This is a genomic window from Flavobacterium sp. (genome assembly GCF_003525665.1).
In the GTDB taxonomy this organism is placed as follows: Bacteria; Bacteroidota; Bacteroidia; order Flavobacteriales; family Flavobacteriaceae; genus Flavobacterium.
The window spans coordinates 59,210-59,492 of the sequence record NZ_DQDX01000051.1 but is presented as its reverse complement, the minus strand read 5'-3'; the positions used below and the strand labels follow the sequence as shown (position 1 = coordinate 59,492).

Genomic DNA, 283 nt, shown 5'->3' with positions numbered 1-283 from the left:
TTTATTTATTTTTAATTTTTTTGGCTTTTCGCCTTTAATTACATCCAGAAATTTTACAGTAAAAGTTTTGTCTTCAACTGCTATTATTTCACATTTACCAATTATTTCAGCTTGTTCAATCAATTGTTTTATAGATAAAGGACTATAATCCAAAAGAAGATTTGAAGAAAACAACAATAATATTGTTAATGCTTTCAGTTTCATTTTTTATAACATTATTGTTAACGTTCCCATGCGTGCCGTCTGTTGATGATGCAAGCGCTGACCAAAACAAAACTACAAC

At 28.3% G+C, this 283-nt stretch carries 1 protein-coding gene; it reads right to left on the bottom strand.

The features are described 5' to 3' along the window. Positions 1 to 204: hypothetical protein (locus tag DIU01_RS03695; RefSeq protein WP_290831896.1), on the bottom strand; the 204-nt coding region annotated here is incomplete at its 3' end. Between the last annotated feature and the right edge of the window lie 79 nt (positions 205 to 283).